Origin of the sequence: Streptomyces taklimakanensis (assembly GCF_009709575.1) — a bacterium.
Taxonomy (GTDB): Bacteria; Actinomycetota; Actinomycetes; order Streptomycetales; family Streptomycetaceae; genus Streptomyces; species Streptomyces taklimakanensis.
This window is the reverse complement of the sequence record NZ_WIXO01000001.1, coordinates 1520327-1545979: the sequence shown is the minus strand read 5'-3', so window position 1 is coordinate 1545979 and position 25653 is coordinate 1520327. Positions and strand designations below refer to the sequence as shown.

Genomic DNA, 25653 nt, shown 5'->3' with positions numbered 1-25653 from the left:
AAGAGGCGTCTTGCAAATTGCAGAATATCGGGGGCAGGCTGTGTCCGGCATCGACGGTGTGTCAGACTCTCTTTTCGATCGGGGTTTTGAGGAGGAAACGTGGCGACCGTCGGGCGGATAGTGCTCGGCCTGAGGCTCCGCGACCTGCGGGAACGGGCCGGATGCTCCTTCGAGGAAGCCGCCCGGGCGCTCAGCGTGAACGCCGCCACGGTGCGGCGGATGGAGAAGGCCGAAGTCGGCTTGAAACCGCTGTTCGTCGAGAAGCTGCTGGAGACCTACGGGGTCGAACGGCGGGAGATCGACTCCTTCCTCGCACTGGTGGAGGAATCCCGCAGGCCGGGATGGTGGCACCGGTTCCGGGACGTGCTGCCCGACTGGTTCGGCCTGTACGTGAGCCTGGAGGGAGCGGCCAACGTCATCCGCGGCTACGAGCCGCACTGCGTTCCCGGGCTGCTCCAGACCGAGGACTACGCCCGCGAGCTGCTGCGCACCGGTTTCCCCAACGCCTCCGAGGAGGAGCTGGACCGCCGCGTGGCGCTGCGCATGGAGCGGCAGGCGCTTCTGGTCCGGAACGACGCGCCCAGGCTGTGGGTCGTGATGGACGAAACGGTCCTGCGCAGGCCGGTCGGGGGTCCCGAGGTCATGCGGAAGCAGATCGACCGGCTTGCGGAGGTGCTGGCGGCACCGAACGTCTCCCTCCAGGTCCTGCCGTTCGAGGCGGGACCCCACCCGGGGATGTTCGGGCCCTTCCAGCTCTTCCGGTTCGACATACCGGAACTCCCGGACATCGTCTACACCGAGGGCCTCACCGGTGCCGTCTACGTCGACGAGCGCCCCGACACGGCCGCCTACCTGGAGGTGTTGGACCGCATGGGTGCGCAGGCCGCATCAGTACGACACACCGAGGAGTTCCTCGGTGCCATTCGCAAGGAGTTCTGACCGATGGGTCACATTTACAACGGGATGCCGGCCAAGGAACTCGGGACCGAGGGCTGGCAGAAGCCCTGGAGCGGCACCAACGGCGGCAACTGCGTGGAAGCGATGAAGCTCGGCGACGGCCGGGTGGCCCTGCGGCAGTCCAGTGACCCCGATGGTCCCGCCCTGATCTACACCTACCAGGAGATCGAGTCGTTCATCCGGGGAGCCAAGCTCGGCGAGGCCGACTTCCTGCTCACCTGAGCGGCTCCGAGTCCACCACCACCCCCCACGGGAGAGCAGATGACCGCCCAGGGCTTCCACGCCGACGACATCGACACCAGCAGGCCGCACTCGGCCCGCATGTACGACTACTTCCTCGGAGGAAAGACCAACTACGAAGCCGACATCCAGGGAGCGGAGGCCGTCATCGGCATCTGGCCCGGGGTGCGGACCGGCGCCCGCGTCAACCGCGCCTTCATGCACCGGGCCGCGCGGTGGCTCGTCCGCGAGGCCGGCATCCGCCAGTTCCTGGACGTCGGCACGGGCATTCCGACCGAGCCCAACCTGCACCAGGTCGTCCAGGGCACAGCGCCCGAGGCGCGGGTCGTCTACGCCGACAACGACCCCATCGTGCTGCGCTACGCGCAGGCGCTGCTGCGCAGCACGCCCGAGGGCCGCACCGCCTACCTGCACGCGGACGCGACCGATCCGGACTCGATCCTGAACCACCCCGAACTGCGCGAGGTCCTGGACATGGACCGTCCGGTCGCGCTCTCCCTCAACGCGCTGCTCCACTACATCAACGACGACAAGAAGCCGTACGAACTGGTGGCACGGTTGGTGGACGCGCTGCCGTCGGGCAGCTACCTCACCCTCACCCACTGCACCCCCGACCTCGACCCCGAGACGTGGGAGCGGCTGCACCAGATGTCGATGTCGGGTTCCGCGGCCGGGGCCCAGGACCGCACCCGGGAGCAGATCCTGCGCTTCTTCGACGGGCTGGAGTTCGTCGAACCGGGTCTGGTGGTGCCGCACCGCTGGAGGCCGGAACCCGACCAGCCCTACGCGGACGTCACCGACGCGGAGGTCTCCCTCTACGCGGGAGTCGCCCGCAAGCCCTGACCCCTTGAGCCGTCCGCCGGCCCCATCGTCGACGGCCCCGCCCCGCCGCCCCGCGCGGCGGGGCGTGCGGAGCCCCGCGGACGCCGGAGAAAGGCGCGGGGTCAGGCCGCCCGCGGGGCCGACGCGTTCCTGCGTCGGACCAGGCAGGTCGCCACTCCGCCCGCGCCGAAGAGGGCCAGTGCCGGAACCGCCGCGCCCAGCCACGTCGAGCCCAGCCACTGCCCCCCGAAGTAGCCGATTCCCACGCTGTACAGCGCCCACGCCAGGCCCGCCAGGGCCGACCAGGGCAGGAACTCCCGCGTGCGGCGCTGCGCGACGCCCGCCGCCAGACTCATCACCGAGCGGCCGGCCGGGGCGAACCGGGCCAGGACGAACAGCGGACCGGCGCCCTGCCGCAGCGCCTGTCCGAGCCGTTCCTGGGCGGTCGACAGCCGCCGGGAGCGGGCCACGGCCCGGTCGAAACGGGTGCTGCCGTGACGGGCGAGCCGGTACACCACCAGATCCCCCAGGACCGAGGCGCTCGCGGCACAGAGCACCAGGACGAACGTCTCGGGCAGTGCGGCGCTCGTCGTCGCCGCGGCGAGCCCGGCGGATTCGGCCGCCTCGGCGGCGGCCCCCGCGGCGACAGTCGCGGCCGCGACGACGATGACGCCGCTGGGCAGGAAGGGGAGGAAGACGTCGAGCAACACCGACAGTGCCACGAGCACGTAGACCCAGGGGGCGTAGATCAACTCCCCCAGTGTTTCCTGCACTTCCACCCCCCGCTCGGCCCCGACCCCGGTTCCGTCCGCGAGCGGTATGCCGCCGAACAGCCTACGCCCGTGTCACCCGTGAGGATCGGCCGGGGTGCCGCGACACGGCTCCTCCCCGTCGACCGACCCGACCTGGCGGAGCATGGGCGACCGACCGGCTCACCACGACCACGGGAACAGGAGGGCTGACATGCCCAGGGGCAGGAAAGTGGCGTACACCGTTCCGAGGGCCGCGCTGCGGACCGGGCTGACGGCCGCGTTGGCGGTGGCACTGGCGGCGGCGGGCACGGCGAGCGCCGCGGGAGAGCCCGGCCCCGGCCTTCCGGGAATCATCGGCCTCGTCGACACCGCCCGGCTCGCCGAGGCAGTCGACGGCGCCGTCAACGTCGGCCGGACGGGCCACGACCGGCTCACCGAGGGCAACCGGGTCGCCTGGGCCAGGGGCACCTTCGCCGCGCCCGGCGACTCGGGGGCGCGCTCCGCCCTGACGTACGACCGGCGGTTGGTGCCCGCCGGAGCCACGGTCGAGGTGGCGCAGTTCAACGGACGTCGGGGCATGACGATCACGCTCGGCGTCCAGGGGTTGCCGGAGGGGCGCGGTTACGGGGCGCACGTCCACACCGGGCCGTGCACCGCCGACCCCGCGGCCGCCGGCTCCCGCTACCAGAACGTCCGGGACCCCAGGACGCGTGTCACCTCCCCCGACTTCCGGTACACCAACCCCGAGAACGAGGTCTGGCTGGACTTCACCACCGACGAGAAGGGCGAGGGCGAGGCGGTCTCCGGTCACTCCTGGCACTTCCGGGCGGGCGAGGCGCGCTCGGTGGTGGTGTACGAGCACCGCACGCGGCGCGATCCCGCGCACGCCGGCGCGGCGGGACGGCGGGTGGCCTGCGTCACCGTGCCGTTCGACCCGGCGGGACGGGGATAACGGAACCACCGGAGCCCGGGCCCGGCCGTCGTGTCCGGACGGGCCCCTCGCCGAGCGCCGTCTTCGGAGGGGATCCGTCCGCCTCCGGGGCCGCGGCCGCTCGGGGCCCGCGCCCGGTCCAGCCGCGACCGGGCGCGGGCCCGCACGGGTCCGGCGGCGGACCGCTCAGCAGCCGCTCAGAACGCTGCTCAGCCTGGACTTCTCGGCGGAGTCCACGGACAGGCCGTAGTCGTACTTCACCCACACCCACATCCGGGCGTAGACGCAGTGGTAGGAGGAGCGCGGCGGCATCCACTCCGCCGGGTCCTTGTCGCCCTTGGACTGGTTGACGTTGTCGGTGACGGCGATGAGCTGCGCGATGGAGAGGTCGTTGGCGAACGCCTGCCGCCGGGAGGTGGTCCAGGAGGAGGCTCCCGATCGCCAGGCCTCGGCGAGCGGAACGACGTGGTCGATGTCCACGTCGGAGGCGGCGTACCAGGTGGCGCCGTCGTAGGGCGAGTACCACCTGCCGCTGACCGCCGCGCAGCCGCCGTCCTGGACGACGCCGGTGCCGTCGCGCTTGAGGACCACCTCGCGGGTGTTGCAGTTGCCGCCCTGGCCGGACCAGTGCGGGAACCTGTCGCGGCTGTAGCCGTCGGAGGATCCCTCGGCCCGTACCGTCAGGGCGCCGAGGTAGGAGCGGGCGACGGAGGCGCTCGGCGGGGTGGGGGGAGCGGCCTGGGCGGCGGGGCCGGTCACGAGGAACAGGCCGGCGCAGAGCGCCAGGAGTGCGCCGAGCGTGGTGGATCGACGCGCGTAGAGGCCGCGTCGCGAGACGGACGTGCGCATGCCGTGCATGGGAACTCCCTTGGGTGGGGGAAGACCGGACGGGCCGGGTGGGGGACGCCGACAGAGTGGCGCCGAAAGGTTTCCGCCCGGTGGGTGTCAGGTAACAGGCTGGCGACATGAGCACGTCATATCAAGGCCGCTGCCAGGACCGATTCGGGAGCGTGAGGCATCCGACCCGCGTGCGGTGCCCGCCCGGAACACCGGGAGCCGCCCCGCGCCGGGAGGGGGAAGCCGGGAGCCGGACGGGGATCGCGTAGGCTGGGGCGAGTCTGAAGGGGAGTAGCTCTTCGCCGGACCGTCGACATACTGGCCGACCGCTCGACCGCGGCCGGCCCGGCGCCCGGAGCCGGTGCGCGGCGCGCGCCGGCTGGCGAGACCTTCGGCCGCAGTGTCCAGGACTGCCCACGGCAGTCGCCACGACGCTGCCGTGCCGAAGCGCGCTCCCACCACGGGCCCCTCGGCAGGGCAGCCCGATCGACGAGGAATCCTTTCCGTGTTCAGCCTTACCGCAGCCGCCGTGACCTTCGGCGTCGTCTTCCTGGCCGAACTGCCCGACAAGACCGCCCTGGCCGGGCTGGTGCTCGGCACCCGCTACCGCGCCTCCCACGTCTTCGTCGGCGTCGCCGCCGCCTTCGCGCTCCACGTCGCGCTCGCCGTCGCCGCGGGCAGCGTGCTGACCCTGTTGCCGCAGCGGCTGGTGCAGGGGGTCACCGGCGCGCTGTTCCTGGCGGGGGCGTTGGTGCTGCTGCTGAAGAAGGGCGACGACGACGAGGAGGTCCGCAAGCCCGCCGACCAGTCCTTCTGGAAGGTGGCGAGCAGCGGTTTCATGCTGATCCTGATCGCCGAGTTCGGCGATCTCACCCAGATCATGACGGCCAACCTCGCCGCCCGCTACGAGAACCCGCTGTCGGTGGCCCTCGGCGCGGTGCTCGCGCTCTGGGCGGTCGCCGCCATCGGCATCCTGGGCGGCCGGGCGCTGATGCGACGCGTCCCGCTGCGGCTGATCTCCCGGATCGCGGCGTGCGTGATGCTCGTGCTGGCCGCGCTCAGCTTCCACGAGGCGCTCACCGGCTGACGTCCGGCCGGAAACGGAGCGGCGGCGCCGGGGGCACCCGGCGCCGCCGAGGCTGCCACGCCCCGCCGCCCGGGTCGGCGGGGAGGAAGACCCTGGGTGAGGGGCGTGTGTCGGTGGGGGCCGTCCGGCGGAGGCGGCCGGCTCGGACGGCCCGGGAGCGGGCGCCCCGGCCGGGGCGCCGTGCGTCAGGCGGAGTCCCGGCCGGGGGCGCCCTCGGGGAGGACGCTCAGCCGTACGCCCTCGCCGTCCAGCGGCTCGACGCGCAGGCGCTCCAGCGACGGAACGTGCAGGGTGGGGGAGAGGGCCCCCGCTCGGGGGCCGACGCCGACCACCCGCATACCGGCCGCGCGGCCCGCCGCGACGCCCGCCGCGGAGTCCTCGAAGACGACGCAGTCCTCCGGGGCGAAGCCCAGCTCGGCGGCGGCCTTGAGGAAGCCCTCCGGGTGCGGCTTGCCGGCGCCGACCGCCTCGGCGGTGACCCGCACCCGCGGCATCGGCAGCCCCGCCGCCGTCATCCGTGCGGTGGCCAGGGGGAGGGTCGCCGAGGTGACCAGGGCGTGGGGGAGGTGCTCGATCGCCGCGAGGAAGGCGGGGGCACCCGGGATCGGCACGACGTCGTCGGTGTCGGCGGTCTCCAGGGCCAGCAGGCGCCGGTTCTCCTCGTGGTTGACCTCCATCGGGCGGTCGGGCAGCAGCTCGGCCATCGTGGCGTAGCCCTGCCGCCCGTGCGCCACCCTCATGACCTCGTCGCCGTCCAGGCCATGCTCGGCGGCCCAGCCGCGCCAGACGCGCTCCACGGCGGCGTCGGAGTCGACCAGGGTGCCGTCCATGTCCAGCAGCAGGGCACGGGCCGTCAGCGGGGCGGCGGCCCGCGGGGCGCCGTCGGACGGCACGGAGGGCGTGGAGGGCTCGGACGGCATGGCGCGCGACTCCAGGGACGGACCGGGAAGAGGACAGTGGCTCCGCCCGCCGGTCAGGGAGGCCGTTCGTCAGGGAGGAACGGGGAACGGGCGGAACCACTTTGTTCCTCCACGATACAAAGCGGTCCGCCTTCGCGCCACCCCCGGCTACGTGTCGGTCCTCCGATCTCCGCTCAGCGCCTCCCGCGACGCCCGTCGGTGGCGCCCTCCAGCGCCCGGCGGGTGTTCGGGCCGTAGACCCCCTCCGGGTCGCCGCGCACCCCGTACCACTCCTGGAACCTGGCCACCCCGTCGCGGACCTCGTCGTCGTAGCGGCCGTCGATCTCACCGCGGTAGGCGTACGTCTGGCGCAGCCGGTACTGGAGCTCGGCGACCTGCGGGCCGGTGTCGCCCTCGCGCAGCACCGGCGATCCGCCGCCGTCCCCGCTCCGGGGCTCCTCCCCGTCCCGGCCGTCCCCGCCGTCCCGGTCCTCGTCGTCGCCCGGGCCGGCTCCGGCCGGCGCGGTGGAGGACGAGTGGTCGGAAGGGGCGGAGGAGTCGGGAGAGTCGGGGGAGGCGGCGGAATCGGAGGAGCCGGAGACCGGCGGAGCGGTGGACGAGGAACCGGCGGAGACCGAGGACGAGGCGGAGGCCGACGGGCTCGTGGACGGCGTGGTGGACCCCGACGGCGACGCGGAGGGGGAGGCGGTCCCCTCCGGGCTCGCGCCGGGCGACTCCCCCCTCCCCTCGTCGGCGGGGAGGACGGCGGTCGGCGCGCCCGCCCGGCCGTCGAACCGGGCCTCGTCGAAGGGGTCGCCGCCCTGGGTGAACAGACCCACGGCCAGCGCGCCCGAACCCACCACGGCCAGTGTGGTGGTGCCCACCGCGAGCACCATGCCCCGCCCGACGCGGCGGCGCGGCTTCGGCTCCGCGGGGGCGTCGGGTTCCGCGGGGGCGTCGGGCTCCGGGGCCGCGTCGGGCCCTGGGGGAGCGCCGGGCTCCGGGGCCGCGTCGGGCCCTGGGGGAGCGCCGACGTCCACGACCGGCAGGGGGGCGGTGTCACCGTCCGCCCGGCCCGGGTCTTCCGGGAACATCGCCAGGTCGGCCGGGTTCGGCCCCTGGTCGGGCCGGGTCACCGGCCGGGGCAGCGCCCCGGCGCCGGCGCACCGGCAACCGGCTCGGCCCGAGTCGTCGGCGGGTTGTCGGCATATGGGACAGACAGGTGCTTCCGCCACGGTGGGCTCCCCTCCCTCGGAAATGCCACAGAGGTTACTGGACGCCCCTGCCCCCACTTCGCCCCCGGTTTCCCGCGTACGACCGGGGCCGCGCGCGTCGGCCCCGCCGGTCGCCCCGCGCGTCCCGGCGGGGCGACCGGACTCGACGGGGGGTCAGTCTCCGGAGGCGCCCTCCGGCTTCGGACCGGCCTGCTGGACGACCTCGAAGGTCCAGACGGTGGAGTCGTCGGCCGCCGGGCGCCGGCCGGCACCCGCCCCACCGCCCTGGTGGGCGGCCTTCATCGGGCCCTCCATCCACGCCTGGAAGGCCGCCTCGTCACGCCAGCGGGTGTAGACGAGGTACCGGTCGGTCCCCTCCAGCGGCCGGAGGAGCTCGAACCACTCGAACCCGTCGGAGCTCTCCACGACCCCGGCGCGGGAGGCGAACCTCCGCTCCAGCACCTCACGCTGCTCGGCGGGGACGGTCAGGGCGTTGATCTTCACGATGCTCATGCACCCATCGTGCCTCCCGGGCGCCGTCGGGGCCCGTCCGGGGCCACGCTCAGGTGTCCTCGCGGTGTCGTGCGTCCGACCCGTCGGAGATGATGTGCACATCCGCGTTCACGCGGACGTCCATCGCGCCGGGGGCGCGGCGGACGGGAGGAACACAGCGGAACCTGGGGGGATACGGGGCGTGGTGGGCACGGAGGGGCGCGATACGGCACCGGGTACACCGCCGGGTACGCCGCCGGGTACACAGCCGTGGGAGTCGCGCGGCGTGGTGGCGCTGGTGGCCCTGTGGCTCCTGGCGCTCGCGTTGGCCGCGCGCCAGGCCGCCGCGGTACTGCGGCAGCCGCCGGGCGAACGCCTGGTCGACCTCGACGCCTGGATCGGGGAGCAGGGCGTCCTGGAGGTCAGCGGCCCCCTCTACGAGGGCGACGGCGCGTTCACCGGGACACCGTTCTCCGGGGTGGTCCTCGGACCGCTGACCGACGCCGCCGAGCAGGTCCTCGGCGTCACCTGGACCTTCGGCACCCTGCTGCTCGTCGCCGCGCTCGGCGTCGTGGCCGTACGCGCCCTGCCCGGACCGAGCACCCGGCTCACCCGGACGGCGGCCGCCCCGGTGGCGATCATCCTGCTGGTGCTCTCGGTGCCGGTGCGCAACACCTTCCACCTCGGCCAGACCAGCATCATCCCGGTGCTGCTCGCGCTCTGCGGCCTGCTGTACGCCGCGCGCCTGCCGCGCGGCGCGGGCGCCGCCGTCGGGCTGGCCGCGGCGCTCCAGCCCACCGTGCTGCTCTTCGCCCCGTTGCTGTGGCTGACCGGCAGGCGCCGGGCCGCGGCCGTCTCGGTCGGGGTCTTCGGCGGGTGCACCGCGCTGGCCTGGGCCGCCCTGCCGTCCGACTCCTGGACGTACTGGGTCCACCACGTCGCGGGGGCCGGGCTGGGCGCCCCCGCCGACGCGACGGCCAACCAGTCCCTGCACGGGCTGCTGCTGCGGCTCGGGCTCGCGGGCCCGGTCGAGATCGCGCTGTTCGTCGTCCTGGCCGGGGCGGTGGCGGTGCTCGGAGTGCGCAGGGCCGCCCGGTACGCGCTGGACGGCCAGCTCCTGCTCGCCGCCGCCGTCACCGGCTGCGTCGCCGTCGCCGTGTCGCCCACCGCCTGGCAGCACCAGCAGGTGTGGATCCTGCTCGCCGCCGTCGGCCGGGTGGGCCGCCGCTCCGGCGACCGACTGGTGTGGCCGGTCTTCCTGGTGCTGGTGATGACGCTCGACGGCACCGCGCTGGTCCCCCACATCGCCGTCCTGACCCCGCTGGGGGAGAACGCGCCGCTGATCGCCGCCCTGTTGGCGGCCTGCGTCCTGCCCTTCGTCTCCCCGCGCTCCCCGCTGTGGGACGCTCCCGAGCGCTCCGGTCCGTTCAGCCGGCCCAACCTGATGCTGGAGTTGCTGCTCATCCGGGTCGGCTACTGGCTCTACTCGCTCGTCCGCTCCCTGGCGCCGGACGGCCGTGACCTCGCCGAGTCGCACGGCCGGCGGATCCTGGAGATCGAGGACGCCCTCGGAATCGACGTGGAGCACGCGCTCAACCACGCGGTGGCGAGAACACCCTGGCTGGAGTCGGGCATGAACGCCTACTACTCCGGCCTCCACTTCCTGGTGCCCATCGTCCTGCTCGCCTGGCTGTACGCGCGCCGTCCGCTCGCCTACCGCTGGGCCCGCACCTCGTTGTCCTTCGCCACCCTGTTGGGGCTGGTCGGCTTCTGGCTCTACCCGTTGGCGCCGCCGCGCCTGATGCCGGGCCTGGGCTACATCGACACCGCGCACGGCCCGCAGGACTTCGACGATCCCGACTTCGGCGTACTGACCGGCATATCCAACCAGTACGCGGCGATGCCCTCGCTGCACGTGGGCTGGTCGCTGTGGTGCGCGGTGGTCGTCGTCCGTCTCGCCCCGAACGTGTGGCTGCGGGTGCTCGGCGCTCTCCACCCGCTGTTGACCACGGTGGTGGTGATGGGCACCGCCAACCACTACCTGTTGGACGCCGTGGGCGGCGCGGTGGTGGTCGCGGCCGGTGTCGGTCTCACCCTGCTCTGGTTCCGCCACGGTCCCGCGGGACGCGGGGCGGGGCCACGGGAGGCGGCGACGGAAGGGGTGACGGAGGTGGTGGCGGGGGCGCGGTCGCGCGGCGGGAAGCCGGGCGTCCCCGCCGCGCGACCGGCGGCGGACACCGCGGACGGCGGGGCAGTCCCGGGCGTCCCGGCCCGGAACGCCGCCACCGGAGCGGGAGGGGCCGTCCCGGCGGAGGGGGACGGGAGCCGGCGTGCCGGAGTGGCCCGGTGACCGGAGGGGCCGCCCCGGTGGGCGCTCCTCGACGGCCCCTCCACCCGTGGGTGGAGGGGCCGCGGTCCGCCTCGCCCGTTCCCGTCGTCGTGTCTCACAACCGCAGCAGTCGCTCCGCGGCGTCCCGGTAGTGCCGCAGGACGTTGCGCAGTTCCTCCGTCTCCGCCGCGCCCTCCCGGCCGTCCCGTCCGTGCCAGGACGCGCGCAGCCCGTGGTGCCGGTCGGTGATGATCGCTTCGATGCGGCGGGTGATGTCCTCGAAGAGGGCGTCCGCCTCCTCGACCGAGCGCCGGGGGCCGTCGACGAACTCCTTCACCGCCTGGTGCATGCGCCGGGCGAACTCCTCGCGCTCGTCGGCCGAGAGCAGCGTGTCGTGTGCGTCGCCGGGGCCGGTCGCGCCGGTCGCGCCGTCACCCGTGTCGAGCGGGGTCGGGGCGGACGCGTCACGGGTGCCGTACGTGCCGTCCCGCCCGGGGAGGGGAGGCGTCACGGCGCCGTCCCGTTCGTCGACCACCGGGGGGCGGGAGCGGCCGTCGGTTCCGTCGGGCGTGTGGACCGGTCCGGTCCGGTGGGGAGTGGTCATGCGCTCCTCCTGGGGGCGTCGTGACGGTGCGCGGCGCGGGTGACGTGCAGCTTCTCGGCCAGTCGGCCGTGGTGTCGAGGCTCGCCGTCGAGGCGGGAACCGTCATGGCCGCGGTGACCGTCGGGGGAGCCGTCGGGGGAGCCGTCGACTCCGTGCGGACGCCCACCGACGTGCTTGTCGGCACGGTCGTCGGCACGGTCGTCCGCGGACGGTTCGACGAGATCCTCGTACAGGGCACGGGCGTGCACCAGGGCTTCGCGCAGTCGCTCGGTGTCCGCCTGGCCCTCGCGGGCGAGGACGGCCACCGCGTGCACCTCGCGGTACCCCTGCACGCGCCGGGGGTGGTGGACGGAGAGCGCGGAGACCCGCTCGTCGAACCCGTCGCCCGGGAAGCCGCGCGCCTCGGTCAGCCGGTCCAGCAACCGGTCCGCCTCGACGACCGCCTCGACGGGCGACTCGACGAACCGCTCCTGCACGGCGGCCCACCGGGCGGCGTACCGTTCGCGCTCCTGCGGTGCCAACGGCCGCTGCCGCACGTCACCGTGGCGCCGGAGCCGCTCCCGCAACTCCCGTTCGGCGGCTTTCGTGTCGCCGCCGTGCTGGGCGACGGTCCGCTCGTACTCGGGGCCGAACCGGCGCTTCACCGACTGCCGGCCGCCCATCCTGCCGCTGAACAGCAGGACGAGTGCGAGGACGGCGACCGCCGCCACGATCAGAGTGATGATCAAGCCTGTGGACATGGCTCGCCTTCCACGAGTGTCCCCTTGCTCGGGCTGTCACTCGTCCGGATTGCCGCTCTTGTCTCCCTCAAACGGAGTACCGGGGAACGCTCTTGGGGCGTCGAACGCCGCCCGCCGCGTGGCCCGGCGCAGCGCGCGCAGCACCGCGCCGCCCAAGGTCAGGGTGAGCACCACGGTCAACAGCGCGCGCGGCAGGTCCCACCCCAACGACGTGGCCAGGACGTAGGCGGCGAACTTGGCGAGCTTCACCTCCAGCGGATCGTCGGGAACGTGCGAGATGCCGGTGGCCATACCGGTGATGTACGGCCAGCCCTGGAGGTTCATCACCACGCCGTACAGCACCGCCGCCACCGCTCCGTACGCGGCGAGCATCGCCAACTCCGCCCGCCCCCGCAGCCGGTGGGGGCCGGGCAGCAGGCCCGCGCCCATCGCCACCCACCCCATCGTCAGCATCTGGAACGGCATCCACGGCCCGACGCCACCGGTCAGCAGGGCGGAGGCGAACATCGACAGCGCGCCCAGGACGAAGCCGAACCCCGGCCCCAGCACCCGCCCGGAGAGCACCATCAGGAAGAACATCGGCTCCAGCCCCGCCGTGCCCGCCCCCAGCGGGCGCAGCGCGGCGCCCGCGGCGGCCAGCACGCCCAGCATCGCCACGGCCTTGGCGCCCAGGCCGGTGTCGGCGACGGTCGCCACCGCCACGGCCAACAGCAGCGGCATCAGCAGCGCGAACAACCAGGGCGCGTCCCCCGAGTGGGCCAGGCCGGAGGCGGAGTCGGCCAGCAGCGGCCAACCGAAGGCGGCGACCCCGACGGCCGAGACCAGGGCCAGGGCCGCGACGGAGCGCGGACCGAGCCGTACGGGCCGTGCGCGGGCGCCGGTCCCGGTCCCGCTCCCACCGGGGACGGTGCCGTCGCTCACGCGGCGCCTCCCTCCGTCCGCCCCGTCTCCTCCGCCCGTTCCAGGGCCGCCCGCACCCGGCCGACGGTGAGCCAGGGCTGGGGAGCGAGGACCTTGGCCACCTGCGGGGCGAAGGCGGGGGAGGAGGTGACGACCTCGGCGGACGGCCCGTCCGCCACCACCTCGCCGTCGGCCAGGACGACCACGCGGTGGGCGAGTTCGGCGGCCAGTTCGACGTCATGGGTGGCCAGGACGATGGCGTGGCCTTCGGCGGCCAGGGAACGCAGTACGCCCGTCAGCCGCTCCTTGGCCGCGTAGTCCAGGCCGCGGGTCGGCTCGTCCAGGAGCAGCAGCGGCGGAGCGGCGGTGAGGACGACGGCCAGGGCCAGCGCCAGGCGCTGGCCCTCGGACAGGTCGCGCGGATGCGTACCGTCGGGCACGTCCGGCAGCAGCGAGGAGACCAGGGAGCGGCAGGTTCCGGGTTCGGCGCCCGCGTCCCGGTCGGCGGCGGCGCACTCGGCGGCGACGGTGTCCGTGTACAGCAGGTCGCGGGGATCCTGCGGGACCAGGCCCACGTGGCGCACCAACTCGCCGGGCCGAGTGCGGTGCGGGACGACCCGACCGCCGGACGCGCCGGTGGAGGCGTCGGTGGAGGCGCCGCCGAGGAGCACCCGGCCGCGCGCCGGCTCGTGCATCCCGACCAGGGCGCCCAACAAAGTGGACTTGCCGGCGCCGTTGCGGCCCATCAGCGCCACCGTCTCGCCCGGCCGCACCGTCAGGTCCACGCCGTGCAGGACGGGGTTCCGGCCGCGGCGGACGGCCAGCGAGGCGACCTCGACCAGCGGCGCCCCGTCGGGCGCGGACGCCGGCGCGCCGCCCGGCGCCGGGGTGGGGTCGGGGACGAGGGGGGCCAGCCGCTCCCGCAGCCCGGCGGCCCGGCGGCGGGCGTCGCGCACCGACAGGGGCGGCGGCGACCAGCCCGCCAGCCGGCCCAGGGCGACCACCGGCGGGTGGACCGGCGAGAGCGCCATCACCTCGGCCGGACCGCCCACCACGGGCGCGGCGCCCGGCGCGGGCAGCAGCAGCACCCGGTCGGCGTACTGCACCACGCGCTCCAGCCGGTGCTCGGCCATCAGCACGGTGGTGCCCAGGTCGTGGACGAGGCGCTGGAGCACCGCGAGCACCTCCTCGGCGGCGGCCGGGTCCAGCGCGGAGGTCGGCTCGTCCAGAACCAGCGCCCTCGGGTGGGTGGTGAGCACCGAGCCGATGGCGACGCGCTGCATCTGTCCGCCCGAGAGGGTGGCCAGGGGACGTTCGCGCAGTTCGGCCAGGCCCAGCAGGTCCAGGGTCTCCTCGACGCGGCGCCGCATGGTGTCGGCGGGCAGGCCGAGGCATTCCATGCCGTAGGCGAGTTCGTCCTCGACGGTGTCGGTGACGAAGTGCGCGAGGGGGTCCTGGCCCACCGTGCCCACCACGTCGGCCAGTTCGCGCGGCCGGTGGTCGCGGGTGTCGCGGCCGTCGACGGTGACCCGGCCGTGCAGGGTGCCGCCGGTGAAGTGCGGCACGAGTCCGGAGACGGCGCCCAGCAGCGTGGACTTGCCGGTGCCGGACGGGCCGACGACCAGCATCAGCTCGCCCTCGTCGACGGTGAGGTCCACACCGTGCAGAGCGGGCGCGACGGCACCCTCGTAGGTGACGGAGACCTGGTCGAAACGGATCATGCGCGGGATGTCTCCTTCGCCGACGGGGTTCTCCCGGACCGCCGCCCGGCCCCGCCGCCCGCTTCCGGCCCGGCCGTCGAGGAGGCCGGAACGGGGGCGACGAGGGCCGGGAGCAGTCCGAGCAGGACGGCCGCCGCGGGCCACAGCGGCAACTCGGGCGCGGTCAGCGGGACCACGGACGGGCGGAGCGCCTCGGGGGCGGTGGACGCGGCCCGGATCACGGCCGCGGCGACGACCGCGCCGGAGGCCGACACCAGCCAGGCCCGTGCCCCCCAGCGGTCGGGCCGGTAGCGGGTGCGCACCGAGCGGCGTCCGCCCAGCCACAGCCCGCCGAGCGCGGCGGCCAGTCCCGGCAGCAGCACCGGCAGCCCCAGGGCGGCGCCCTGGGCGGCCATCAGCCCGTAGGTGCCCACGCACACGCCCAGCAGCCCACCCAGGGTGAGGGCGGCGGTGGTGCGGCGCACGGCGGGCGGCACCCGAGCGGTGCGGCCGTAGCCGCGGGCGTCCATGGAGGCGGCCAGCGCCACCGACCGCTCCAGCGCGCCCTCCAGGACGGGCAGCCCGATCCGCAGCACCGCCCCGATCCCCCGGTCGTCGCGGCCACGCAGCCGGCGGGCCGCGCGCAGCCGCCGCACGTCGGCGACCAGGTGCGGGGCGAACGTCATCGCCACGACCACCGCCACCCCCGCCTCGTACAGCGCGGCCGGCAGGGACTTCAGCAACCGCACCGGACTGGCCAGGGCGTTGGCCGCGCCGACGCACACCAGCATGGTGGCCAGTTTCATTCCCTCGTACAGGGCGAAGGTCAGGCCCTCGGCCGTGACCCGGCCGCCCAGCCGCACCCCCTGCGCCCACTCGGGCAACGGGACCTCGGGGAGGGTGAACAGCACCACGGTGCCGGGGATCGGGGAGCCCAGCAGCGTCGCGAACACCAGCCGGACGGCCAGCACCAGCAGGGCGATCCTGAGGAAGACGCCGTAGCCGCGTGCCCAGGGCGCGTCGGTGCGGCGGGCCGCGACGACGTACCCGGTGACGGCGACGAGCAGGGCGAGCAGCAGCGGGTTGGTGGTGCGCGAGGCGGCCGTGGCCAATCCGAGCGCCCACAGCCACCACGCGCCGGCGTGCAGGGCGCCCGCCCGGGTCGCCCGCGGGGCGCGCAGCGCGGTGACGAGGGCGGAGGGGGTGGGGACGGTCGGGCGTGGGCTCATGACCGGCGTCGTCGGGCCCGCAGGACGGCCGCGGCGCCCAGGGCGGCGACGGCCGCGGCGCCCACGAGCAGCCCGACGGACGGACCGCCGTCGGTGGCCTCGGAGGCGCCGTCGGCCTCGGAGGCGCCGTCGGAGGGACCGGCCGTGGCGTCGGTGCCGGTCTCCCGGTCGGAGCCGGAGATCTGCTCGCCGCAGCCCGTCCGCGGATAGCCGGCGATGGCGCACAGCAGCGACTCGGAGTTGTACCGCAGCGGCTTCAGCTCGGCGGCCAGCGCCTCGGCGGCGGTCCCGTCCTCGGGGACGACCGCGCAGGCGGTGCGGCCCTTCGGCGGGGTCTCACCGGAGGGCGCGTCGGCTCGGTCGCCGAAGTCGACGCTGAGCGCCACCCGCTTGGAGCCCGGTTCCGGATCGGTGCCGCCGCAGATCGCCTCGAAGGACGCCGCGCCGCGCGGCTCGGCGGCGTCGGCGGAGTCCTCGCTCACCGCGAACCGGAAGCCCAACACGTCGCCGTCCTCGGGGCGCAGCGTGCCGGGACCCTGGGTGGCGTAGGCCCAGGCGTCGCCGTTCCGTTCCCAGAAGGACCAGTAGCGGTACCCCTGGGCGTGCGCGGGCGCCGCGCCGGCCACCGCGAGGACGCCGGCTCCCAGGAGGGCCGGCAGGACGGTGCGGAGGGCGGCGCGCGGGGCGGTGCGGACCGTGGCGCGGACGGGGGACCGCGGGGCGTGCGGCACGCTCACTTCGACCGGTTCCTCTTCCGGGCGCTGAGCAGGAAACCGATGCCCGCGCCGACCGCCAGGCCCAGGCCGATCAGGGCCCACACCGGCGGGGTGCCGCCGGCACCGTCCGTCCCGCCGTCGTTCTCGCCGTCCTTCTCGCCGCCGTTCCCGTCGTCGTCACCGCCGCCGTCGGGAACGGCGGCCGGGGCCGGGCCGGTGGCGTTCAGCAGCTCCACCAGGTCGGTGCCGCCGAAGTCGAACGGGTCGCCGCCCGCGGCGCGGGCGGCCAGGACCAGCCCGCCCAGGGCGGCCGGGCTGGTCTCGAACGCCTCCCACTTCGGAGCGTTCTTCTCCAGCCAGGTCAGGGAGTCGCGGGCCGCCTCGCGGTGGCCGGCGGCCGCGAGGGCGATCACGGCGTCGGCGGTGTTGCCGTAGTCGGGCTGCTCCTCGGCGCCGGGCATGGCCGACTTCAGGTGGCCGCCGCCCTCCTCCAACCTCTTCGCCAGGTACGCGGCACCGCCCTGGGCGGCCTCCTCGGGGGTCGGCTGCCGGGTTTTCCCGTCGGCCTCGCCGGCCTCGCAGGCGGGGGCGGCCCGCGGGGCGCCGCCGTCGCTCCCGCCGGGCTCGACGAGCAGGTCCTCGCCGAGGGCGGCCGGGACGGCGGCGGCCGTGGCGTCGTCGTTGGCGTACAGCCGGCCCTCGTCCGGTCGGTGGGCGAAGGCGCCGCGCTCGTCGGCCTCGGCGTCGCAACCCAGCCGGAAGCCCAGCAGGGAGTCGTACGGGGTCCTCCCGTCCCCCGCCGCGCGGACCTCGGCCGGGTCCTCGCCGGCCGCCACCAGGGCGCCGATCACGACGGAGACGGAGTTGGCGTCGCTGTCCTCGCCCGGGGCGTAGCCCCAGCCGCCGTCGTCGTTCTGAACGAGTTTCAGCCACTCCACGGCCCGCTCCACCCGCTCGTCGTGCCCGCCGAGGGCGGCCAGCGCCTGGACGGCGAGGGCGGTGGCGTTGACGTCGGCCGCCGTCTCGGTCGTGCACGGCTCGGTGGGGTCGGGGCGGTAGGCGGCGAAGGAGCCGTCCTCGCACTGCTGTCGGACCAGCCACTCCACGGCCTTCTCCGCGGGCTCCACCCCGACCGTGTCCTGGGCCAGCAGTGCCGTGGACTGTCGCCACACGGCGTCGTACTGCGGATCGCCCTGCCCGTACAACGCGGACGGCAGCTCCCGCTGCGTCGGGGTCTGCGTCGGGGCCTGCGCGGGCGGTGACTCGTCGGCGGCGGCGGACGGGGCCGCGACCGCGCAGAGCGCGGTGGCCGCGGTCAGGGCCGCGGCGGTGCGACGCAGGGACATGGCGGTGCCTTTCTCGTGCGTTCCCGAGGGTGGTGCCGGCCGGGCACGGACGGCCGGCCGCGCTCGCGCACGGGGCACACCGGGCTCGGCTCCGCATTCCTCGACGGTGCCGGCGCCGGCGCCGCGTCCACGCGGGGCGGGGAGGCGGCACCGGGAGCCTTCGCGTCCGGGCGGGTGCTCCGGCTCGCACCGGCGGACGGGGCCCGCCGCGCTCACGGTTGCGGGTCAGCGCCGGATTCGCACCGGCTTTCCCCACTCGGACACAGACGTTCTCCGGCTCACTCTAACGGGCCGCGGGGGGAGCGTCGTCGCCGCCGGGAGGAGGATCACACCGTGGCCCGGGTGCCGGCGCGCCCCTTCCCGCCGCCGTCCCCCGCTTCCCCTCCAGAGGTGCGACCAATGAACTCCCGTCGCCGTCGGCGCATTTCGTTGACGCGCGTAGTTCGGGACGCCACCCTCTTCGGGGGGTCGGAATCCCCCGGTGCGGGGACGGTCGCATCGGGGGCGTCCCCGTGGGCGGTGGCGGGATCGGCGGACGGACTCGGCGGGTGGACTCGGTGATGGTGGCGCGTCCGTGTTCGGCGTCTCCCGGCGCGTGCGTCCGGTTCCCGTCGGGTGGTGGGCGGGAGAGGCGCCGTTGTCGGGGCGTTATTGACGTGTTCATGTCTTGCCGATAGGAACTCCCCAGTCCATCGGCGTGAGCGAGCAGCGCGTGCTCACCCCCCACGCACATGCTGACCGGGAGGAAGAATGTCCCTGCGTCCCCCCACCCGCGGACGGGTGCTGCCGACCGTCGTCGGCGGTCTGACCGCGGCCGCCCTGCTCGTCGGCGCCCAACCCGCCGGCGCCCAACCCGCCGAGCGGGCGGCGCGCGCACCGGTGAATCGGGCGTTCGAGCGGGCCGCCGAGGAGTTCCAGGTCCCCCGCGACCTCCTCGTCGCCGTCGGCTACGGGGAGACCCATCTCGACGACCACGACGGAAAGCCCAGCCACGCGGGCGGCTACGGCGTGATGCACCTGGTGGACAACGCCACTCGGGACACCCTGGGCGAGGCCGCCGAACTGACCGGCCGACCGGAGGCGGAGCTGAGGCGGGACACCGCCGCCAACATCCTCGGCGGCGCCGCCGTCCTGCGCGCCCACGCCGACGCGGTGGGCCTGGACGCCGCCGAACGCCGTGACCCGGACGCCTGGTACCCGGTGGTGGCCCGCTACGGCGGCGCCGAGGACGACCGCGCGGCGCGGCTGTACGCCGACACCGTCTACGACTTCCTCGCCGAGGGCTTCAGCGCGCTGACCCCCGCCGGCGAGCGCGTCACCGTGCCGGCCGGAGACGTCGAGCCCGAGCTCGGCCGCTACGCGGGGGTCGCTCCGCTGGGCGAGCCCGTGGCGTCCGCCGACGCCTCCGAGGTGGGCGTCCTGAGCACCGACTACCCGCCCGCGCGGTGGGTGGCGGCCCATTCGAGCAACTACACCCCCGGCCGCAGTTCGTCGATCACCCACGTGGTCGTCCACGTCACCCAGGGCTCCTACGCCGGATCGATCAGCTGGTTCCGGAACCCCGACTCCGACGTCAGCGCCCACTACGTGATCCGGTCCTCCGACGGCGAGGTCACACAGACGGTCCGGGACCGGGACACCGCCTGGCACGCCCGCTCCGGCAACGCCTACTCCATCGGGATCGAGCACGAGGGCTACGTCGACAACCCCGCCTGGTTCACCGACGCGATGTACCGCTCCTCGGCCGCGCTCACCCGCCACCTGTGCGACCGCCACGGCATCCCCAAGGACCGCTCCCACATCGTCGGCCACCACGAGGTGCCGGGCAACGACCACACCGACCCCGGCCCCAACTGGAACTGGACCTACTACATGCAGTTGGTCCGCGACGGCGACGCCGACGCCCCCGTCCAGTTGGACCACGCCTCCTACGGCACCCTGCGGGAGGGCTCCACCGGCGCGCAGGTCGGGGCCGCCCAGCACCTGCTGAACCAGACCGGCTTCGAGGCCGGCGAGGTGGACGGGATCTTCGGGTCCCGCACCGGGAGCGCCGTCAGGGAGTTCCAACGCAGCCGCGGCCTGAGCGTCGACGGCGTCGTGGGGGCCCGCACCTGGACGGCCCTGCTGTCGGCGGGCACCAGGCCGACGCTGCGGAGGGGCGATGCGGGAGCCGACGTGCGGCGGCTCCAACGCGCTCTCACCGCCGCGCACGGCCGCACCGTCGAGATCGACGGCCTCTTCGGGCCCGACACCGAGACGGCCGTCCGCGACTACCAGCGCAGCCGCGGCCTGGCCGTGGACGGCGTCGTCGGAGGCGGCACCTGGGGGGCACTCCAGGCCGGCAGGTGACGGCGCGGACCTCCGTCGGTCCGGAGCCGGAGCCGGAACCGGAACCGGAATAGAACCGGAGCCGGGTCGGGGCACCCCGGCCCGGCTCCGGCGCTCCGTCGGGCGACGCCGCCGGGCGGGCGGCCCCGCCTACCGGCGCGCGGTCTCCGGGGCGCCCCCGGGGATCAGGGCGCACACCGTTCCGATGTCGGTGTGCACCTGTTCGACGGAGGCCCTTCCGGAGATCCAGGCGATCAGCGCCGAGTGCCAGGTGTGCCCGACCACGCGGACCACCGAGAGCAGCTCGGGCGTCGGCGGCTCCCGCCGTCCCATGGCGTCCAGGACGATCGCCGCGGTGAGCCGGGACACCGCGTCCACCTCCGGACCCGCGGAGCGGTCGGCGAAGGTGAACGCGCGGAGCATCGCGTCGGCCAGGTTCGGGTCCCGTCTCAGCGAGCGGAAGGCGCGCAGCAGCGTCTGCGCCACCCGGGCCGCCGGTTCCGCCTCCCGCGGCGGTCGGCTGTGCAGCGTCCCGTGCAACCGTTCCAACTGGTCGTACATGGTGGCGACCAGCAGGTGGACCTTGGAGGGGAAGTAGCGGTAGAGCGTCCCCAGCGCCACGTTCGAGGACTCGGCCACCTCGCGCATCTGCACCGCCTCGAAGCCGCCGCGCCGGGCCAGTTCGGCACTGGCCTCCAGGATGCGGCGGCGGCGCGCCTCCTGACGCTCGGTGAGCGGCGCGGCGGAGGGGGCCGAGGGGCGACCCGGGAAGGCGCTCGGGGAGGGGGGATTGGACTGTTCCGTCATCGCTTCTGCCATCCGTTCGGCTCCGCCGTGTCCTGCCCGCCGCGACCGCCGCCTCGCGGTGGCGGGGCGGGACCGCATCCTCCCAGGAGGGGGCCGTGGTGTGAATCACCCGGACCGGCTCGCTCCGGATCGCCTACCGGCCGGTAATCTTGCGGGTCCGGACCGCGGGGCGCCACCGGACCGGGGCACCCGCCGAGCGCGTCCGGGCCTCTTTGAAACTTGTTCCAGATTAATGCGAGCGGTTACGCTCCGGCGGAAGTTCCGCCGCGAGGACCTGCCAGAAGGGGGCCGTGAGTGACGGCAGAGGCCACCCGGGACGCCGTGCCCGGACCCCTGGCGAGCGCGGCCGCCGACGGCGACCGGCCGCTGCGGATCGCGCTGCTCACCTACAAGGGGAACCCGTTCTGCGGCGGGCAGGGCGTCTACGTCCGCCACCTCTCCCGTGAACTGGCCCGCCTCGGCCACCGCGTCGAGGTCATCGGCGCCCAGCCCTACCCCGTCCTGGACGACGACCGGGACCTGCCGGGGAGCGTCACCCTCACCGAACTCCCCAGCCTCGACCTCTACCGCCAGCCCGACCCCTTCCGCACGCCGAAGCGCGAGGAGTACCGCGACTGGATCGACGCGCTGGAGGTCGCCACCATGTGGACCGGTGGCTTCCCCGAGCCGTTGACCTTCTCGCTGCGCGCCCGTCGTCACCTGGCCGCCCGGCGCGGGCAGTTCGACGTCGTCCACGACAACCAGACCCTCGGCTACGGGCTGCTCGGCCTGGAACGGCTCGGCTTCCCCCTGATCACCACCGTCCACCACCCCATCACCGTGGACCGCCGGCTGGACCTGGCCGCCGCCGAGGGCTGGAAGCGGCGGGCCTCGGTGCGCCGCTGGTACGGCTTCACCCGGATGCAGAAGCGCGTCGCCCGGCGGCTGCCGACCGTGCTGACCGTCTCCGGCTCCTCCCGCCGGGAGATCACCGAGGACCTCGGGGTGCGCCCCGAGCGGATCCACGTCGTGCCCATCGGCGCCGACGCCCGGCTGTTCTCGCCCGACGCGTCCGTGCCCGAGGTGCCCGGACGCATCGTCACCACCTCCAGCGCCGACGTCCCCCTCAAGGGCCTCGTCCACCTCGTCGAGGCGCTGGCCAAGGTCCGCACCGAACACGCCGACGCCCACCTGGTGGTCGTCGGCAAGCGTCCCGAGAAGGGCCCCGTGGCCGACGCCGTCGAGCGCTACGGCCTCGGCGGCGCGGTCGAGTTCGTCAAGGGCATCGACGACCGGGAACTGGCCGACCTGGTGCGCGGCGCCCAGGTCGCCTGCGTCCCCTCCCTCTACGAGGGCTTCTCCCTCCCCGCCGCCGAGGCCATGGCCACCGGCACCCCGCTGGTCGCCACCACCGGCGGCGCGATCCCCGAGGTCGCCGGACCCGACGGCGAGACCTGCCTGGCGGTGCCCCCGGGAGACGCCGGCGCGCTCGCCGCGGCGCTGGGCCGCCTGCTGGGCGATCCGGAGCTGAGGGTGCGGCTGGGCGCGGCCGGTCGGGAGCGGGTGCTGCGCCGCTTCACCTGGGAACAGGCCGCCCGAGGCACGGTGGAGCACTACCGCGCCGCCCTCGCGTCCCGCCCCGCGGGCGCCGCCGCGCCGGCCCTCCCCTAGCCCCGTCCGCGCCCCGAGCCACCGCACCCGCACCCGCACCCGCACCCCAGGACCGTCGGACCGTCACCGAGGAAGGCAGACCCGCCAAGTGCTGACCGTGGATTTCTCCCGTTTCCCGCTCGCCCCCGGTGACCGGGTCCTGGACCTGGGGTGCGGCGCGGGCCGTCACGCCTTCGAGTGCTACCGGCGCGGCGCCCGCGTCGTCGCCCTCGACCGCAACGGCGAGGAGATCCGCGAGGTCGCCAGGTGGTTCGCGGCGATGAGGGAGGCGGGGGAGGCACCGGCGGGGGCCGAGGCCACCGCCCTGGAGGGCGACGCCCTCGCCCTGCCCTTCCCCGACGACAGCTTCGACGTCGTGATCGTCTCCGAGGTGATGGAGCACATCCCCGACGACAAGGGCGTCCTCGCCGAGATGGTCCGCGTGCTGCGTCCCGGCGGCCGGATCGCGGTGACCGTGCCCCGCTACGGTCCGGAGAAGGTCTGCTGGACGCTCTCCGACGCCTACCACGAGGTCGAGGGCGGCCACATCCGCATCTACCGCGCCGACGAACTGCTGGCGAAGATGCGCGAGGCCGGGCTGCGCCCGTACGGCACGCACCACGCGCACGCGCTGCACTCCCCGTACTGGTGGCTCAAGTGTGCCTTCGGGGTGAACCGGGACGGCGACGAGGCCGCGCTGCCGGTCCGCGCGTACCACAAGCTGCTGGTCTGGGACATCATGAAGAAGCCGCTGGCCACCCGGCTCGCCGAGGACCTCCTCAACCCCGTGCTGGGCAAGAGCTTCGTGGCATACGCGACCAAACCCCACCCGCCCTCCGACGCGGACGCGCCTCTCGGCGGGGAGCGGGCGTGACGAGCCCGGGCCGCACCGAACGGCTCGCCCTGCCGGGCGTCCTCACCGCCGAGCAGGTGCGGCGGACCGTGGCCGGCATCGCCGCCCTCCAGCGCGACGACGGCGCCATCCCCTGGTTCCGCGGCCACCACCTCGACCCCTGGGACCACGTCGAGGCCGCCATGGCACTGGACGCGGCCGGCGAGCACGAACGGGCCGAGGCCGCCTACCGCTGGCTGGCCGAGCACCAGAACGCCGACGGCTCCTGGTACGCCGCCTACGCCGACGGGGACGCCGGGCGCCCCACCGACCCGGGCAAGGAGAGCAACTTCTGCGCCTACGTCGCCGTCGGGGTCTGGCACCACTACCTCGCCACCGGGGACGACACGTTCCTGGAGCGCATGTGGCCGGTGGTCGTCGCGGCCGTCGAGTTCGTCCTCGAACTCCAGCAGCCCGGCGGTCAGATCGGCTGGAAGCGGGAGGCCGACGGGACGCCCGTCACCGACGCCCTGCTGACCGGCTGCTCCTCCGTTCACCAGGCGCTGCGCTGCGCGCTGGCGCTCGCCGGGCACCGCGAGGAGCCGCAGCCCGGGTGGGAGCCGGCGCTGGGGCGGCTCGGCCACGCGATCCGGCACCACCCCGAGCGTTTCCTGGACAAGTCGCGCTACTCCATGGACTGGTACTACCCCGTCCTGGGCGGGGCGGTGACCGGCCCGGCGGCCAAGGAGCGCATCGAGTCCGGCTGGGACCGCTTCGTCGTCCCCGGCCTGGGAGTGCGCTGTGTCCTGCCCAACCCGTGGGTGACCGGCGGGGAGAGCGCCGAGCTGGCCCTCGCCCTGTGGGTGATGGGGGAGTCCGACCGGGCCCTGGAGATCCTGCGGTGGATGCAGCGTCTGCGGGAGCCGGGCGGCCTGTACTGGACCGGGTACGTCTTCGAGGACGACGCGTTCTGGCCGGAGGAGCTGACCTCCTGGACCGCGGGCTCGCTGCTGCTGGCCGTGGCCGCCCTGGGCGGCGACGAGGCCACGGTGGCGGTCTTCGGCGGGGAGGGACTGCCGTCGGGCCCGGAGCCGGACTGCTGCTGAGCCGGGCCCGGGCCCCGGGCCCGTCGCACGGGCCGGGGGCGGAGCGGCAGGACCCCCGTCCGGTGTCGGACGGGGGTCCTGCCGTCGGCGCGTCCGGGGGCGCCCCGGACGCACGTCCCTCGGGCGGGCTCAGCCGCGCTGGATGCCCGAGGTGTCCTGCAGGACGCCCCGACGACCGTCCTGCGTCTGCGCCACCAGCGCCTGACCACGCTGCTCGACCGCCAGGTACCAGGTGCCCGGAGCCAGTTCGGCGACCGGGCCGGGGGTGCCGTCCTCGGAGAACAGCGGCCGGGCGACCGGCACGGCGAACCAGAACGGCTGGAAGTTCGGGTCGGGCGCCGGGGCGGCTCCGCCGCCCGCCGGAGCCGACTGCTGCTGCATCGGCCCGCCACCGCCGTACGACTGCTGCGGCTGGCCGGGCTGAACGGGCTGCGGTCCGCCGGGAGCGCCGGGGCCGCCGGGGTAGCCGTAGCCGCCCTGCGGCTGGCCGGGCTGGCCGGGCTGCGGTCCGCCGGGGCCGCCGGGGTAGCCGTAGCCGCCCTGCGGCTGGCCGGGCTGAGCGGGCTGCGGTCCGCCGGGAGCGCCGGGGTAGCCGTAGCCGCCCATCTGCGGGCCCGGACCGTAGGGGTTCGGGGCCTGCGGCTTGGGGGCCGGGACCAGCGGGGCCTTCAGCGCGGCGACGCTGTTGCCCAGGACGGCGAAGGCGGCCATCAACAGACCGCCGACGAGGGTCAACCAGGCCCCCACGCCCAGGTCCAGCACGTCGTTGAGGTTCTGGCCCTCGGGGTCGGGCATGACGTTGGCGAACATCGACCACAGTGCCGACCAACCGACGAAGACGGCCAGCGCGGTGCCCCACTGGTCGAGGCCGAGCCCGGCCACCTTGCGCTCCCCGGGCAGCATCCGCCCGACGGCGATCAGGGCGGCCGCTATCAGCGCGGCGAGCGTCACGGTCGGCAGGAGCGGGAAGAGCGCGGGCTCCCAGCTGTTGACCGTGCAGTTCGCGGTGCATTCGTCGGCCTTGAAGAAGGCGGGGAACGAGGCGATGAACAGCAGCACCGCTGCTCCGATTACCGCGCCATCGCTTCGGGTGAGCGAGCGGATGTTCACGTGAGGTCCTTAGTCGGTCTGGTCATGGTCTGGTCAGACGGGGGGC

The 25653-nt window shown here is 74.9% G+C and carries 24 protein-coding genes and 1 riboswitch; of the genes, 10 read left to right on the top strand and 14 right to left on the bottom strand.

From position 1 onward, the window contains the following. The first annotated feature begins 99 nt into the window (after nt 1-99). The 3 genes from F0L17_RS06830 to F0L17_RS06820 are packed head-to-tail and all read left to right on the top strand — an operon-like array spanning nt 100 to nt 2040. Nucleotides 100-939, top strand: a complete 840-nt coding sequence (locus F0L17_RS06830; RefSeq protein ID WP_338017984.1) for a helix-turn-helix domain-containing protein — start codon at nt 100-102, stop codon at nt 937-939. A gap of 3 nt (nt 940-942) precedes the next feature. Next, a complete protein-coding gene (locus F0L17_RS06825) occupies nt 943-1179 on the top strand; it encodes a DUF397 domain-containing protein (protein WP_155070363.1) in 237 nt (78 codons plus the stop codon). A gap of 39 nt (nt 1180-1218) precedes the next feature. Beyond that, nucleotides 1219-2040: an SAM-dependent methyltransferase gene (locus tag F0L17_RS06820; RefSeq protein ID WP_155070362.1), complete on the top strand. Its 822-nt coding sequence runs from the start codon at nt 1219-1221 to the stop codon at nt 2038-2040. Nucleotides 2041-2141: 101 nt separating this feature from the next. On the opposite strand, the gene F0L17_RS06815 is transcribed toward F0L17_RS06820, so the two are convergent. After that, entirely contained in the window at nt 2142-2792 is a 651-nt protein-coding gene (locus tag F0L17_RS06815; RefSeq protein WP_162465902.1) for a VTT domain-containing protein, read from the bottom strand. Nucleotides 2793-2982: 190 nt separating this feature from the next. Between F0L17_RS06815 and F0L17_RS06810 the strand changes: the two genes are divergently transcribed. Next, nucleotides 2983-3723, top strand: coding sequence for a superoxide dismutase family protein (locus F0L17_RS06810; RefSeq protein ID WP_155070361.1), 741 nt, complete (start codon nt 2983-2985; stop codon nt 3721-3723). Between the two features lie 165 nt (nt 3724-3888). On the opposite strand, the gene F0L17_RS06805 is transcribed toward F0L17_RS06810, so the two are convergent. Further along, nucleotides 3889-4551: an HNH endonuclease family protein gene (locus tag F0L17_RS06805; RefSeq protein ID WP_155070360.1), complete on the bottom strand. Its 663-nt coding sequence runs from the start codon at nt 4549-4551 to the stop codon at nt 3889-3891. Nucleotides 4552-5044: 493 nt separating this feature from the next. Here F0L17_RS06805 and F0L17_RS06800 point away from each other — a divergent pair, with 493 nt between their 5' ends. Beyond that, nucleotides 5045-5626 carry a TMEM165/GDT1 family protein gene (locus F0L17_RS06800; protein WP_162465901.1) on the top strand — a complete coding sequence of 194 codons (582 nt, stop codon included), beginning with the start codon at nt 5045-5047 and terminating at the stop codon, nt 5624-5626. Nucleotides 5627-5811: 185 nt separating this feature from the next. Here F0L17_RS06800 and F0L17_RS06795 read toward each other — a convergent pair whose 3' ends face one another. The 3 genes from F0L17_RS06795 to F0L17_RS06785 all read right to left on the bottom strand — a co-directional run bounded on the left by F0L17_RS06795 (nt 5812) and on the right by F0L17_RS06785 (nt 8252). Further along, entirely contained in the window at nt 5812-6546 is a 735-nt protein-coding gene (locus F0L17_RS06795; RefSeq protein ID WP_155070359.1) for an HAD-IA family hydrolase, read from the bottom strand. Between the two features lie 173 nt (nt 6547-6719). Beyond that, nucleotides 6720-7661: a peptidoglycan-binding protein gene (locus F0L17_RS06790; RefSeq protein WP_155070358.1), complete on the bottom strand. Its 942-nt coding sequence runs from the start codon at nt 7659-7661 to the stop codon at nt 6720-6722. A gap of 252 nt (nt 7662-7913) precedes the next feature. Next, a complete protein-coding gene (locus F0L17_RS06785) occupies nt 7914-8252 on the bottom strand; it encodes an antibiotic biosynthesis monooxygenase family protein (RefSeq protein ID WP_155070357.1) in 339 nt (112 codons plus the stop codon). A gap of 268 nt (nt 8253-8520) precedes the next feature. Between F0L17_RS06785 and F0L17_RS06780 the strand changes: the two genes are divergently transcribed. Further along, the gene (locus F0L17_RS06780; protein WP_338018244.1) at nt 8521-10581 is read left to right on the top strand and encodes a bifunctional glycosyltransferase 87/phosphatase PAP2 family protein; all 2061 of its coding nucleotides are present in this window, start codon (nt 8521-8523) and stop codon (nt 10579-10581) included. Between the two features lie 94 nt (nt 10582-10675). Here F0L17_RS06780 and F0L17_RS06775 read toward each other — a convergent pair whose 3' ends face one another. From F0L17_RS06775 to F0L17_RS06745, 7 genes are read right to left on the bottom strand one after another with little or no spacing between them, the layout of a single operon-like run. Then, nucleotides 10676-11164 carry a hypothetical protein gene (locus F0L17_RS06775; RefSeq protein ID WP_155070355.1) on the bottom strand — a complete coding sequence of 163 codons (489 nt, stop codon included), beginning with the start codon at nt 11162-11164 and terminating at the stop codon, nt 10676-10678. Beyond that, entirely contained in the window at nt 11161-11904 is a 744-nt protein-coding gene (locus tag F0L17_RS06770; protein ID WP_155070354.1) for a hypothetical protein, read from the bottom strand. The genes F0L17_RS06775 and F0L17_RS06770 overlap by 4 nt, the downstream gene beginning before the upstream one ends. A 36-nt stretch (nt 11905-11940) precedes the next feature. Continuing rightward, nucleotides 11941-12825: an ECF transporter S component gene (locus F0L17_RS06765; protein ID WP_162465900.1), complete on the bottom strand. Its 885-nt coding sequence runs from the start codon at nt 12823-12825 to the stop codon at nt 11941-11943. Further along, the gene (locus F0L17_RS06760) at nt 12822-14525 is read right to left on the bottom strand and encodes an ABC transporter ATP-binding protein (RefSeq protein ID WP_155070352.1); all 1704 of its coding nucleotides are present in this window, start codon (nt 14523-14525) and stop codon (nt 12822-12824) included. The genes F0L17_RS06765 and F0L17_RS06760 overlap by 4 nt, the downstream gene beginning before the upstream one ends. Further along, the gene (locus F0L17_RS06755) at nt 14522-15733 is read right to left on the bottom strand and encodes a CbiQ family ECF transporter T component (RefSeq protein WP_155070351.1); all 1212 of its coding nucleotides are present in this window, start codon (nt 15731-15733) and stop codon (nt 14522-14524) included. Before F0L17_RS06755 ends, F0L17_RS06760 begins: the two co-directional genes overlap by 4 nt. Then, complete coding sequence (locus F0L17_RS06750; protein ID WP_162466755.1) at nt 15730-16464, bottom strand: SCO2322 family protein; 735 nt, start codon at nt 16462-16464, stop codon at nt 15730-15732. The genes F0L17_RS06755 and F0L17_RS06750 overlap by 4 nt, the downstream gene beginning before the upstream one ends. A gap of 2 nt (nt 16465-16466) precedes the next feature. Beyond that, nucleotides 16467-17795, bottom strand: a complete 1329-nt coding sequence (locus F0L17_RS06745; RefSeq protein WP_155070350.1) for a prenyltransferase/squalene oxidase repeat-containing protein — start codon at nt 17793-17795, stop codon at nt 16467-16469. A gap of 152 nt (nt 17796-17947) precedes the next feature. Next, nucleotides 17948-18070, bottom strand: a riboswitch (cobalamin riboswitch). 475 nt (nt 18071-18545) lie between these two features. Between F0L17_RS06745 and F0L17_RS06740 the strand changes: the two genes are divergently transcribed. Beyond that, entirely contained in the window at nt 18546-20144 is a 1599-nt protein-coding gene (locus tag F0L17_RS06740) for a peptidoglycan-binding protein (protein WP_155070349.1), read from the top strand. A 129-nt stretch (nt 20145-20273) separates the two neighbouring features. Here the strand turns inward: F0L17_RS06740 and F0L17_RS06735 are convergent, their stop codons facing one another. Beyond that, nucleotides 20274-20942, bottom strand: coding sequence for a TetR family transcriptional regulator (locus F0L17_RS06735; RefSeq protein ID WP_238419273.1), 669 nt, complete (start codon nt 20940-20942; stop codon nt 20274-20276). A 282-nt stretch (nt 20943-21224) separates the two neighbouring features. On the opposite strand from F0L17_RS06735, the gene F0L17_RS06730 reads away from it, so the two are divergent. The 3 genes from F0L17_RS06730 (at nt 21225) to F0L17_RS06720 (ending at nt 24497) form a co-directional block, all read left to right on the top strand. Further along, the gene (locus F0L17_RS06730; protein ID WP_162465899.1) at nt 21225-22580 is read left to right on the top strand and encodes a glycosyltransferase; all 1356 of its coding nucleotides are present in this window, start codon (nt 21225-21227) and stop codon (nt 22578-22580) included. 88 nt (nt 22581-22668) lie between these two features. After that, nucleotides 22669-23433 carry a methyltransferase domain-containing protein gene (locus tag F0L17_RS06725; RefSeq protein ID WP_162465898.1) on the top strand — a complete coding sequence of 255 codons (765 nt, stop codon included), beginning with the start codon at nt 22669-22671 and terminating at the stop codon, nt 23431-23433. Further along, nucleotides 23430-24497: a prenyltransferase gene (locus F0L17_RS06720; RefSeq protein WP_162465897.1), complete on the top strand. Its 1068-nt coding sequence runs from the start codon at nt 23430-23432 to the stop codon at nt 24495-24497. Before F0L17_RS06725 ends, F0L17_RS06720 begins: the two co-directional genes overlap by 4 nt. Nucleotides 24498-24626: 129 nt before the next feature. Here F0L17_RS06720 and F0L17_RS06715 read toward each other — a convergent pair whose 3' ends face one another. Then, on the bottom strand, nt 24627-25607 hold the full coding sequence (locus F0L17_RS06715; RefSeq protein ID WP_162465896.1) for a DUF5336 domain-containing protein: 981 nt from the start codon (nt 25605-25607) through the stop codon (nt 24627-24629). Between the last annotated feature and the right edge of the window lie 46 nt (nt 25608-25653).